Source organism: Gelidibacter salicanalis (genome assembly GCF_007997285.1).
Taxonomy (GTDB): Bacteria; Bacteroidota; Bacteroidia; order Flavobacteriales; family Flavobacteriaceae; genus Gelidibacter; species Gelidibacter salicanalis.
The window spans coordinates 671,268-683,790 of the sequence record NZ_VORX01000001.1 but is presented as its reverse complement, the minus strand read 5'-3'; the positions used below and the strand labels follow the sequence as shown (position 1 = coordinate 683,790).

The window sequence follows — 12,523 nt, the reverse complement described above, 5'->3', positions numbered from 1 at the left end:
TTCAAAAGTTATAAAGCGGAATCAATCCTATAAAAAGCAAGTTAAATTTAATAACTTGCTTTTTTATTTCATTTTTTTCAAGTTCAAGTTCAAATTCAATTTCAATTTCAATTTCAATTTCACGCTATGTCCATACTCATCAAAAATATAAAGGAACTGCTTCAAGTTAGAGAAACCAACGTGACCATTGTAAAGGGTGAAGACATGAAAACACTTCCTACGCTCAAGAACGCGTATCTCATCATTGAAAATGATACTATTGTAGAATATGGTCCGATGTCAGAATATACCGAGTATGAAGCCGAAGAGGTTATCGACGCGACAGGCAAAATTGTACTTCCTGCCTGGTGTGATTCCCATACTCATATTGTCTATGCTGGAGATAGATCGCAAGAGTTTGTTGACCGCATCAATGGGCTAACATATGAAGAAATTGCTGAACGCGGTGGCGGCATTCTTAATTCTGCTGAAGTCTTACAAAACACCTCAGAAGAAGAACTGTATCAACAATCCTTGGTGCGCTTAAATAGAGTAATGCAATTAGGCACAGGCGCTATAGAAATAAAATCAGGTTATGGCCTTACTGTTGAGGCTGAGATGAAAATGCTTCGCGTTATAAAACGCTTAAAGAAAGAGTCTTTAGCAGCTATAAAAACCACGTTACTCGCCGCCCACGCTGTACCCAGAGAGTATAAAGCTAATAAAACAAAATATGTCGATCTTATTGTTTCGGAAATGATACCTGAGGTTGCAAAAGCCAATCTTGCTGATTTTGTGGATGTGTTTTGTGAAAAAGGCTATTTCGATTTGGAAGATACCGATCGTATTTTAGCCGCTGGAACAGTACATGGCATGACCCCGAAAATTCACGTCAATCAATTTAATGCTTTTGGAGGCGTTGCGCTTGCCGTAGAACACAATGCCCGTTCTGTAGATCATTTAGAAGAAATGAGACCAGAGGATATTGAAGCCTTAAAAGGCTCTGATACAATGCCGGTGGCACTTCCCTCCTGTTCTTATTTTTTAAGCATTCCTTATTCGCCAGCACGACAAATTATAGATGCAGGCCTTCCATTGGCTTTGGCTACCGATTATAATCCGGGGTCTACTCCAAGTGGCAATATGAACTTCGTGGTCAGCACCGCCTGTATCAAACTCAGAATGACTCCTGAAGAAGCTATTAATGCTGCCACCATAAATGGGGCATATGCGATGGGCTTATCTAATCAATACGGTAGCATCTGTAGAGGCAAAAAAGCGAATATCATCATCACCAAAGAAATCGCGAGTTATAATAATCTCCCTTATGCATTTGGAGACAATTTAATTGAGACCGTTATTGTTAGAGGAAAAATTCTTAAAAAAGAAGTATAGCGATAAACCAAGCATTTCCATTACACTAGACACCATAAAAAAACCCGAAAGCCATATGACTTTCGGGTTTTTAATTCGTGTAATTTGCGCTTATTCTAAAGTAAACTCTGTGCTAGATACGAGTTCTTTTTTATTGTAAACATTAACCGTGTAACGTCCTTCAGCGAATTCTCCTCTAGGAGAAACAAACTCACAGATATTTAAATTTCTGTTTTCGTAGTTAAATTTACTAACAATGCTATAGTTTAAAACAGTGTCACCAAATTGAATTTGCTCATTAGCCCCTAAAACGTTGTCCTTAGGATCCAATACTTGCACATACAATTCTTTATCACCAGCACCCACTAACGTGTTTTTTGCTACGGTATAACAGATTCTGATTTTATCACTACGACGTGCTCTTTCAGTAGGAATCAACTTTCCTGAACTTCTTTCAATCACTCCAAACGCTTTTAATCCTACTGTTTGTAAAACAGCTGCACTTTCCACTACTGAAGCCAATTCCGTATTTTGCACTAGTAACGAATCCGTAAACATGTTGCGTTCTGCCAACTTAACATTGGTACTGTCCAATGAATTTGCCAATAGAGAGTTTTCAATTTTCAACTTATCATTTTCAGTTAAGAGTACATTCATCTCTTCTTGCAACGACAAATATTTCTTTTTATAATTCCACAAACTGTTTACACTATTCTGCGAAATTTTCAAAGAATCCATTAAATTTTGAATTCTATTTCTCGCGTCAATCAAATCTTCGTTTGCAACTTTATTCTCACCAATGGCAATATCATATTGCTTGGCCATATTATTTAAATCGGTCATGACCAATTGTTTCTCCTTAGCCAATGTGGCTTCATTTTCTTTTTTCTCATTGTATAGTTTCGAGGTGTAGAATCCTGTCCCGATAAACAAGGCCAATAAGATGCCTAAAGCAATTTTTAATCCGGTATTTTTGTTACTATTGTTACTAGTTGAACTTTCCATAAGTTTTGATTTTAGTTATTGATACTTAAATTAACACTGGTTATACTCTGATTTTAATGATAGAATTAAATAATAATGTATTTTTAATACTTCAAATTTAAAATTAAACTTCACAATGAACAAACTTGTTCTATTTAATATAAACGATTTAGACACATTCTTGAAAAAAAGACCAAATGAATCTAAATTTGGAGAGCATATCAAAATTCTTTCTAACACTACCAATATATACGAATCTTTAAGAACTTTAGACGTTAGCTACGTTATATTCGGAATTCCCGAAGACATTGGTGTATTTGCTAACTATGGCCACCGAGGTACGGCTAAAGCTTGGGAAGCCACTTTAAAGGTGTTGTTGAACATCCAAAGTAACATCCATACCAAAGCCAACAAGGTTTTGGTGCTTGGTCACTTAGATTTTTCCAAGGAAATGGAAAAGATTGACCATCTCGATAATTCCGATAAGAATATTGCTAAGGCCAGAAAGCTTACAGAAAAAATTGACCGGCACGTCACTGAACTGGTACACACCATTGTCAGTGCCGGCAAAAAACCTATAATTATTGGCGGCGGTCATAATAACGCTTACGGCAATATCAAGGGCACCTCTTTGGCCTATAAAAAACCGATTAACGTGGTTAATTTTGATGCCCATTCTGATTTTAGAAAAGAAGAAGGTCGGCATAGCGGCAATGGGTTCAGTTATGCTTACGCTGAAGGCTTCCTAAAAAACTACTTTATCTTCGGACTGCACGAAAACTACACGTCGCATTTAATTTTTAAAACCTTGGACAAATTCAAGGCTTTAAAGTATAATACCTTTGAAGCCATTACCATTAGAAAAGACAAAAAATTTAAATCAGAATTGGAACGTGCAGCAAAACATGTTACGGAGAAGGCGTTTGGTGTAGAAGTAGATTGTGACGCTATTAAGTTCATCCCTAGTAGCGCTATCACTCCGAGTGGTTTTAGCGTCAAAAAAGCACGCGCTTTCGTTACCTATTTTGGAACTCACGAAAACGCCGCCTATTTGCACATTTGTGAAGCGGCTCCTACAGCAGATACTGAAGTCATCGTTGGGAAATTGATCACCTATCTGATTACGGATTTTATAAGAGCTAATCAATCTATTTATGAAAGCAGACAGACAATACCGAATTGATTTATGGATATTTATTGGCAGTGTGATTGTGCTCCTATATCTGTTATTAATCAATGTAATGTTTGATAATGCATATAGCAACACCAACTTTAAAGATACTATGGAGATGATTACCATTTTTATTTTTAGCGTTGGCGCTTTTATTCCGTTAATTGTCATATTTAGGGGGATTTCTAAAAAGACTGAAAGTAAGAGTTTGGCCATCTTGACCATGCTTTTTTCATTATTGACCGCCTTTTTAATAGGCTATACCACATTATTATGATGATAAATATTATCCCTTTTGATAAAGTATACGCGAAGGATTTTTATAAGCTTAATTCAGAATGGCTCAAAAAGTTTTTTGTAATAGAACCTTTTGATGACGAAGTCTTAAGCAAACCTGAAGAATACATCATTGAAAAGGGTGGTTATATTTTCTTCGCAAAGCTTCATGAGGACATTGTCGGAACTGTTGCCTTAATGTCCACTGAAGATGCTGAGATTTTTGAACTTACTAAAATGGCCGTGTCTCCTGAACATAGGGGTTATAAAATTGGACAGCAGTTGATGCAGCATTGTATTGACTTTGCCAAAGCGAACAGATTTAACTCGTTACTCCTCTATTCCAGTACCAAACTTGAGAACGCTATTTACATTTATAAAAAGTATGGGTTTATAGAAGTTCCTATGGAACCGAATTGCATTTATAAGCGTAGTGACATTAAAATGCTATTAAAATTTAAGGAACAATAGGAATTAAAAAATATCAGATTCTTACCTAATTCAAAAACTCCAGAATGACTTCTGGAGTTTTTTAGTATCATTTAATAGTGATTTGCTATTAAGCGACAACACTTAAGGGTTGCTCAACAGCAGTAGCTTCCGCAATGGCTTCAAACTGATTTGACGTATTCTTTTCGCCATCTGCTTTTAACGCTTTTTCACCAGCAAAAAACGTTTTGTGATCGTCTCCAAGGTTAGATCTTGCCATACGTTGGTGCTTTACACAAGCGACACCTTTACGGATTTCTTGCCTCTGAACGCCTCTTACATACGCCAACATCCCTTCTTCTCCAAAGTATCCTTCAGTTAAATCATTCATGTGCAAAGCGGTTGTATGATATGTAGGTAACGTAATCAAATGGATGATGCACAACGGACGTTCATTTATGCCAAAGAACTGGCTTATAATTTTCTGCAATACAAAGAACGGCTTTACACCTTTTCATGGATTAAATTTGAAAATTTTGACCAGGTATTGAATAATTTTTACGCATCGTATTTTGCTGGGGCGCTGATTTTACCTAAAGCCAAGATTACCGAACAACTTACCACCTTATTTGAAAATGAGACGTTTGATGAACACTTGTTTTTAGAAATTATAAACTCCTACAATGCATCGCCAGAATCGTTTTATCAACGCTTGACCAATGTGCTTCCTAAAGAGTTTAATATTCAAGATTTATTTTTCTTGCGCTTTACACATCGTGCAGGCAGTGAACGTTTTCATCTAAAAAAAGAATTGCATTTGTCGCATCAGCATTCCCCACGCGCCAATGAAACTAACGAACATTATTGTCGCCGTTGGGTTTCTTTAAGAGTTTTAAAAACTATAAGCAGCACCAAAGAGGATCATGTTTTTGATCTTCAAATATCGGATTATCCTGATGATGATATGAAATATTTACTATTATCATCCGCTACAAAAGATCCCTTTAGAGATAATCAGTACAGAAGCATCAGTATTGGGCTGTTGATCAACAAACACTTGCAACGAAAAATTGGTTTTTTGAATGACCCTAAAATCAAAACCACAAAGGTTGGCGTGACGTGTGAACGTTGTGCGATTACCGATTGTGAGGTGAGACAAGCGCCACCAATTTTATTGGAACGGAAAAACAAAAATGCGCAGATTGAGACTGTGGTCGCGGATTTACAGAAGCGGTTAGGGTAGGGTGATTTTGTTTTGTGGTAGGTCTGTTTTGTCATGTCGAATATAATGAGACATCGCATAACGCAAATTAACCGATGATTACTGTTATGGGATTCCTCCCATCGTCAGAATGACAAAACTGGGTTGGAATGACGAATGATTGTTTTGTCATGTCGAATGCAATGAGACATCGCATCATCATAGTCCACGATTGCACTGTTTTGGGATTCCTCCTGACCTCGGAATGACAAAACTGTGTCGGAATGACAAACTCAACCGGAATGAGAAGTTCCTTATTAATTCCCAGCTGAATTCAAAGAATCAATTCTACGTTGTAACTTCTCAATTTCTTGAGCATTCGCATTAACCTTTGGAATCGATCGTATTGAATCCATTTCCCGTTGCATCAAGTCTAAATCAGAAGTTCGGTTGTCTTCTTCATAGAAATATCCAATGCCTTCACTAGCTCTCCAAGCTTCATTGAGCTGATCGTATACGGTTTTATCCCAAGTGCTTGGACGTTTGACATCGATCCAAATCACATCGCGATACTCACTATCAACCAATGCCAAATCTGGAGTTGCTGATCCATCAAATTTTGCTGATCCATCTTTAACGGCCGAAACCGTTCCTAAGAAAAACATACGTCTGCGGCCGGCGATGTCTTTAATATACGGCCTGAACTCTACAGGTTTATTAACCGACCAATCATATTCCTTACGAGATTCAATTATTTTCAAAGGCATTGCTGAGACTCCAGCATAGCCTTGTTTCTTAGCAGCGTGATCATAATAAAACAACTTATCGGTACCATCTGCAGGCACAAACACACTATAAGTTAAACTCGTGCGTTCTTCTCCAATAGGCTCCAATCCAAACCAGTGGTATAATCCGTTATACGCTTTAGCATCCACAGATGAAAAATCGAAATCGGTAACAAAAGGCTGCTGATTCTGATCTTCTGGTAAGTCAGGAATTTTCACAGCAGTTTCCATCTTCCATGGTAATGGATCGGTAAATCCGCCTAAAAACTTTAAAGACTCGGCTTGTAATCGAGATACTTTTTCAGATAGCGTGTTTTGTTTGGTTAAAAATGGGTAATTTTTCATATTCTCAGGGCTGACATAGGTTCCTTTCCCAATTAAAACCCGCTCCATATAGTCGTTAAAATCATGTTCGCCACTATCGATAATCATTACGCCACCAAAAGTCGGATAAGGAAAAAAGAAGCCTTTCCATTTGATTAAACTCACCACTTGCACCCATTTACCGGCATCATTTTTCATATAAAACGTATCGCCAGGTTCCATGGTAAACAATTGCCAAATATTGAAACGTTGCACCACCGCATTATAGGTGTTTCTGCTGAATTTAAGAGATTCGCCAATTGAAAAGGTTACTGGAATACGGTTTTCATTAGAAAACCTTGGAAATGGCGATGTACTGGATACCGCAAAAACCTCCTCCGTATTTTCACTGATTTGTTGCATGGTGTATTTCTCTGATGGCTGAATGGCCATAGTCCATTTGTTTTCACCATCCACCCTTACCAAGTGCGGTAAAGAGACATCTTTAGTTTCTCCAACGGATTCGTTGGCCATGGAAAAGATATTCCGCAACGGCTGAATGCGTTCATTTTGGGTGAGCGGTAATTTGTTTATTTGAACTTTATTCAAATTGTTAAACACATTGTAGGTTTTTACATAATCGTACATTTTAAAGTGTCCGCCAATGATATAAACCAATCCAAAAAAGAGTACCAATAAAACAAGAATCATGATGCGACGTCCTACGCCTACCGAACTTCTAAAGCTCCGCAATCCGAAAAACAAGACCAAACCAATTACGAGAATAAGGAAAATATATTTTCTTATCCATAGTAAAAATGGTTGGTAATCATCCCGAAGAAAAAACAATAACAGCACTAAAACCAAAGTGACAACGATGGTTATTGTTTTTTGTCTACTGCCTCTATTCCAATAGTTCTTTATCATAATTACTCTGTTCTATTATTAAACTTTTAAAACATCAAACTCAAACCTCATTCCTCAAACCTCACACCTATCTACATCAAACCTTTGTCCTTCAATCGCTCTCTAGCACTCTTCTTAGGCTCAACAGGATTTTCTTCGATTTCCTTTTTAGCTTCCTCCACCACTTTTGGTTCTCTAGAGGTGATATCCTGAATAAAATCGCGACCTTGATCTATTGCATGATCAAATTTTTCTTCAATGGAATCACTATGGGCATCGATTACTTTTTCAGATTTCAGCACAAAACCGCCAATATAAGTCCCAATAAGCGTCCCGACAATACTTGAAGCGAATACTGAAATGGTTGCTATATCAATTGGAATTAAAAATCGAGCGATTAAAATTCCAACCAAAAAAATCATCGTGATGAATACCAAACGTAATAGAAATTTTTGTTGGTATACAAAACCCCTTGGATTGTCTGGTGACATTTGCAACTTTTTGGAATACATCATCTTATTTATAAATCGATAGAGTCCGTTGCCGGTTGATTCACGCCAATATAACAAGATTCCGAATAATATGGAGCCGATGAAAACAATGATTTCTAGTGTCATGATGTTGAGTTTGAAGCTTGAAGAACGAAGCTTGAAGCTTGGATTTATAATAAATTGAAAATATTTAACATTCACTTATTGATAAAAAAAATTGTATAAAATTTCATTTAGTAAAATATATTTATACCACCTTAATTTTATTTCTAAATGCAATTGTCATATTTAGCAAATCAAAACAATTCTTGTAATACGATAAGAATTGTTCTTCTGTTATATAATTTCTACGTTTAGCTTTATGTAAATATGTTACGACTTCAGCCGTTGATCGAATTGCATAACCTAAAAATTTTCTATATTCTGCGTTAGATTGTAGAATAGATCCTTCGGAAATATTTAATGCAATAGAATCTGAAGCTCTTCTAATTTGAGATGATAAATTATACAACTCCACTTGTGGGAACTTATAGGCCATTTGATTCATGTTTTCACCTAAATCCATGGCCTTTTGCCAAATTAGTAAATCTTCAAATTTAAAATGCATATTCTTTATGGATAAAGGTAAACTTCATTCTTCGTGCTTCCCACTTATTTTTTAAATATTGTTACGAATCGTTGCAATTACCCAATCTTTCAAGGAATCATCCCAGGTGTCGTAGTTTTTATAAAACAGTTCTTTATCATACCAATACAAAAATAAAACATCTAAAGGCGCAATATTGACTAACAATTTCCAGATTAAATCTTGATGTTTGACATGTAAAGATGAATGGGGTTCATTTAATGCTTCAAACAATTCCACATCTACAATATCCGCTAATTTATGCTGATTGCTGATTTCCATTTTTTCCAAATAGAGCTCAACACTCATTACCATTTTCCGATCTTCAATACTTAGTTTATTCAAATATCCTTTAAATAACACATTGTCTTCCAAAATATCTTGAATAGGATGCGCCGTGTTTTTGAGATATTTAGCAAACATAAATTTTTTGATTCGGCTGTACCGTGGTGTTTTTACGGCGGCATCTAAATCATACCCAACAATTAAATGATCGCGCAATTTATCCATCAATTCTGGCTGAGAAATATGATAGATCAACACATCATAAGTCGTGTCCTTAATGGCCTCTTTGTGCCACTTTTCGTCTTGAAAAACAACGATTGGCGAAATAAAATCGCGCAACACGAACACACCTCCAAAGGCTTTGGTATAAAACGAATCTGTGGTGTAATACAATTCTGGGAGCTCAAGATTTCGATGTCTTAAATCGCCATACGTTTGAGCCGATTCCAACAACTGTTGGTGCAGACCTTCGTCGATAAAATTATGGCCCTGTTTAAATTTATCAACCAACTCAAGCTGCTGCTTTTGTAATTTATCTAGATTGTTAATTAGCTTAAAAGTAATGGAAATATCGCCATATTTCAAGACATCTAAAGGCTCATAAAATGCATCAATATGCTGGTCAAAGTGCACACAAATGGCGCAGTCTCTCGTAATATCATTAATTTTATCGCCATGAGTTCTGAACACATGCTGCATCATTTCCCGATCGAATGTATGAAACGGCACATAGACCGGTTTTCCTTTTTGCAACGGGGTAATGATAATAGCATTCGGATTGGCTTCACCATTATTCAGATAATGAATTTCCTGCTTCTCCTCAGCAATTTCAGGACTCCAACCAATTCCATCGATAGAAAAATTAGTGAGTTTTGTTTCAGTAAATCCTAATATTTTAAGGCACTGATTGTAACGCTCAACCAATTTCCCACTAATGGGAATGAGTTCATCTCTGTATAAATGTGCTGCTTTTAATTTTTCCATGTTTACTTCCCACGAAAGTGGGAATCTCTATTTCTTGTTTCTTGGTAAGAATTTCTCTCTATTCTCTTCTCTCTATTCTATTTTCTATTCTCTATTTTCTCCTCCAAATAATCCATGTATCTGCGCATACTGCAATAACATAATAGTTTTCGCATCTCGAATTTCAGTGGATGCTATCATTTGTAAAGCTTTTGAGAACGGTAATTCCATCACTTCAATTTCTTCATGCTCCCCCGCAACTCCTCCGCCTTCATGCACTTTCATAGTGTCGGAATAGGGTGCAACAAACAAGTACATTTTTTCAGTCAAGGCTCCAGGTGAAGGGTAGGCTTCCATCACTTTTTTGACTTCGGTGATTCTATAACCGACTTCCTCTTCCACTTCTCTTATAATTGTAGCTTCTGGCGTGTCGTTATCATCGATAGCGCCAGCGCAGACTTCAATAGACATGCCTTCGTCCTTATTGGTTTGATAAATTGGCATCCGAAATTGTCGGGTTAAAATGACCGCTCCTTTTTCTACATTGTATAATAAAATTCCGGTGCCGTGCCCACGATCATAACTTTCGCGAGAGACGCGCTTCCAAGAACCGTTTGTAAATTGGTAATCATAATTGATTTCTGACAAGGTTGCCCAAGCTTTAGAAAGCGTTGTTATTGTAATATTTTTTATGTTTTCTGACATTCTAAAATTTTTGTCTGATTTAGATTTGGTTTTAATTATCAAACTGACGTCGTGCTGCCAATTCAATATTGAGGTCGTTAACTCTCGAATCTACCTGACGCTTGAAATCGGTATCCGCAATTGTGGCCACATTATCTAGATAACGCACCACCTCCTGACGTCGTATTTCAGAAAAATCGAGGCCTTTCATATTGGCACGCATCAATTCTTGTAACATATTAAACTTGGTCTCATAATCCTGCTTAAAATACACTTCAGGATTTTCAAACCACGAGCCCTCCAAATCGAAATCAGTAAGTCGCAATGAAATGGCCGATTGGATATTCCTAACGTCCCTAGACGAAAAGAATGGAAACACACGCTGCATTTCTTTATATAAATTGGCGTAAAATTGATGCTCGTTAGTTTGAAATTGACGTTCGACATTGTCATAAACCGCATGAACGCGTTCCTCCGAGGGTTTACCCACCGATTTGAGAATCTCTCCCATATTTTTAGCCAAGCCTTGATCTTGAAGGTATTGGTATTGTTCCGGATTTTTCATGTTGATGAAATCTGGCATCGTTTGTTGCAATTTACGCCACCATAAATGATCTTGATCTAAAAAGTCGTGTTCCGACTGTGCGCCGTCAATTTCGAATCGGCCTTGCACCCGCGAAATCACCGCCTTATCCAACATTTCAGGTAAATTAGTAAATAGACCGATAGCACTATTCCCATAATTTACCGCATAAGCGCCTTCAGTATATCTCAAAAACACACCGATGACTTCCTTCACACCTGCAGAAACACCTTGCGCGGTGCGCTCTTGCAAATTATTTTCAGCGTCATCAATTGGAGCAAAAATTAGTTTTGTAGGATCTTGCATGGGTTTCATCCATTCTACCATCTTTTCTGCAGAACCCCCTTGAAATGTAGATATTAAAGTGTCTGGCATTGGGTGAAACAAAAACGGTAGCTCCAAATGGTCACAGTGTTCTTTTAACCGCGTCGCAGTGGCTGCGATAAGCATACTTTTTCCTGTTCCCGGAATTCCATACCCCATAAATACGGGCATAAAGCCACCCAATTCTTGAAAAGGATTCTTTTTTGCGGTAAAATCATAACTCAACATACGCTCGGTCAATCGACGGGCAAAATGTTTCGCATCTTTATTACCTACAATCTGTTCAAATTGAATCTTGTTAAACTCGACACTTTTAGCAGCTCCAGCAAATACATTATTCCATCCCGAAATCGCAAACTCTGAATGCTCCAATTTATAGGTTCTGTCCAAAATAGTTTCCTGATGATCCAATGTGGCTTTCCGCATTTGGATTTCGTCGATCAACGCATCGAAAAACACGACTGTAAAATCGGCCACATCTTTATCACTTTTAATAATATCAGGATGTCCCAAATACTTGTCGTAATAAAATAAGATACACGCCACACCTTTTAACGGTGATAACAGGGAAATCTCAGGAATACCCGCAAATTTTTGTTTCATGACGCTTAAATCGTCAGATGCATACGGTTTTAATTGGTGCAAAATATGGTAAGCGGCTGAAAACAACATAAACGCAGTTGCTGTGTGCATTTTGCTTTCATATTCCCGTTTCCCCATACTGTCCAAAGACGCTTTGCGCTCATTTAAGCTAGACAAACCGGAGGCATCATAATAACTATCCTTTATCCATACGCCAAGCGTCAACCCTTCCTGAACCGCATACAAGGTTTGATTTAGCAATACAGGGATTGCAATAGAATCTGGCAACAACCGTTTTTTAAGCTCTAAAATGGTCTTAGAAACAGATGTGGTTTCTGCAACATTAGAGCCGTTATTAGCACGAGAAAGATACAGGAGAATTGATTCGTCTTTCGCTTCCTTATCTTTGTTTTTGGCGCGTTGCCCTTGCTCCCATTGAATACTTTTAAGGTACGATGCTGCTTCATCGCGAAGCATATCGAGTTCGTTCTGTTTTATGGGGAATGTGGAGTTTTGTTGCATAGTTTTATTAAGTCCTCAGTTGGCAGTCTTCAGTTTTCAGTTTTCAGTATTAAGAC

Annotated in this window: 12 protein-coding genes and 1 pseudogene; 5 read left to right on the top strand and 8 right to left on the bottom strand. The window is 37.3% G+C overall.

Going from position 1 to position 12,523, the window contains the following annotated elements; genetic code table 11:
- Positions 1 to 126: 126 nt before the first annotated feature.
- Positions 127 to 1,374 (top strand): imidazolonepropionase, encoded by a 1,248-nt coding sequence (gene hutI / locus ES711_RS03000; protein ID WP_146889709.1) that lies wholly within the window; start codon positions 127 to 129, stop codon positions 1,372 to 1,374.
- A 90-nt stretch (positions 1,375 to 1,464) separates the two neighbouring features.
- Here hutI and ES711_RS02995 read toward each other — a convergent pair whose 3' ends face one another.
- A complete protein-coding gene (locus ES711_RS02995) occupies positions 1,465 to 2,358 on the bottom strand; it encodes a chromosome partitioning protein ParA (protein WP_146889707.1) in 894 nt (297 codons plus the stop codon).
- 115 nt (positions 2,359 to 2,473) lie between these two features.
- On the opposite strand from ES711_RS02995, the gene ES711_RS02990 reads away from it, so the two are divergent.
- From ES711_RS02990 to ES711_RS02980, 3 genes are read left to right on the top strand one after another with little or no spacing between them, the layout of a single operon-like run.
- Positions 2,474 to 3,520 carry a formimidoylglutamase gene (locus tag ES711_RS02990; protein ID WP_146889704.1) on the top strand — a complete coding sequence of 349 codons (1,047 nt, stop codon included), beginning with the start codon at positions 2,474 to 2,476 and terminating at the stop codon, positions 3,518 to 3,520.
- A complete protein-coding gene (locus ES711_RS02985; protein WP_146889701.1) occupies positions 3,492 to 3,785 on the top strand; it encodes a hypothetical protein in 294 nt (97 codons plus the stop codon). The genes ES711_RS02990 and ES711_RS02985 overlap by 29 nt, the downstream gene beginning before the upstream one ends.
- The gene (locus tag ES711_RS02980; protein ID WP_146889698.1) at positions 3,782 to 4,255 is read left to right on the top strand and encodes a GNAT family N-acetyltransferase; all 474 of its coding nucleotides are present in this window, start codon (positions 3,782 to 3,784) and stop codon (positions 4,253 to 4,255) included. Before ES711_RS02985 ends, ES711_RS02980 begins: the two co-directional genes overlap by 4 nt.
- Before the next feature lie 88 nt (positions 4,256 to 4,343).
- Here the strand turns inward: ES711_RS02980 and ES711_RS02975 are convergent.
- Positions 4,344 to 4,646: pseudogene (locus ES711_RS02975) on the bottom strand (isocitrate lyase); the annotation flags it as partial.
- Here ES711_RS02975 and ES711_RS02970 point away from each other — a divergent pair.
- On the top strand, positions 4,644 to 5,456 hold the full coding sequence (locus ES711_RS02970) for a short-chain fatty acyl-CoA regulator family protein (RefSeq protein ID WP_146889696.1): 813 nt from the start codon (positions 4,644 to 4,646) through the stop codon (positions 5,454 to 5,456). The pseudogene ES711_RS02975 and the gene ES711_RS02970 sit on opposite strands and share 3 nt — an antisense overlap.
- A gap of 275 nt (positions 5,457 to 5,731) precedes the next feature.
- Here the strand turns inward: ES711_RS02970 and ES711_RS02965 are convergent, their stop codons facing one another.
- The 6 genes from ES711_RS02965 to ES711_RS02940 all read right to left on the bottom strand — a co-directional run bounded on the left by ES711_RS02965 (position 5,732) and on the right by ES711_RS02940 (position 12,467).
- A complete protein-coding gene (locus ES711_RS02965) occupies positions 5,732 to 7,429 on the bottom strand; it encodes a hypothetical protein (protein WP_146889694.1) in 1,698 nt (565 codons plus the stop codon).
- A 71-nt stretch (positions 7,430 to 7,500) separates the two neighbouring features.
- Positions 7,501 to 8,025, bottom strand: a complete 525-nt coding sequence (locus ES711_RS02960) for a hypothetical protein (RefSeq protein ID WP_146889691.1) — start codon at positions 8,023 to 8,025, stop codon at positions 7,501 to 7,503.
- Positions 8,026 to 8,146: 121 nt separating this feature from the next.
- A complete protein-coding gene (locus ES711_RS02955; RefSeq protein WP_146889688.1) occupies positions 8,147 to 8,506 on the bottom strand; it encodes a four helix bundle protein in 360 nt (119 codons plus the stop codon).
- A gap of 51 nt (positions 8,507 to 8,557) precedes the next feature.
- Entirely contained in the window at positions 8,558 to 9,793 is a 1,236-nt protein-coding gene (locus ES711_RS02950) for a DUF6638 family protein (protein ID WP_146889685.1), read from the bottom strand.
- Positions 9,794 to 9,877: 84 nt separating this feature from the next.
- Positions 9,878 to 10,477, bottom strand: a complete 600-nt coding sequence (locus ES711_RS02945) for an NUDIX domain-containing protein (protein ID WP_146889682.1) — start codon at positions 10,475 to 10,477, stop codon at positions 9,878 to 9,880.
- A 31-nt stretch (positions 10,478 to 10,508) separates the two neighbouring features.
- A complete protein-coding gene (locus ES711_RS02940) occupies positions 10,509 to 12,467 on the bottom strand; it encodes an AAA family ATPase (protein WP_146889680.1) in 1,959 nt (652 codons plus the stop codon).
- Between the last annotated feature and the right edge of the window lie 56 nt (positions 12,468 to 12,523).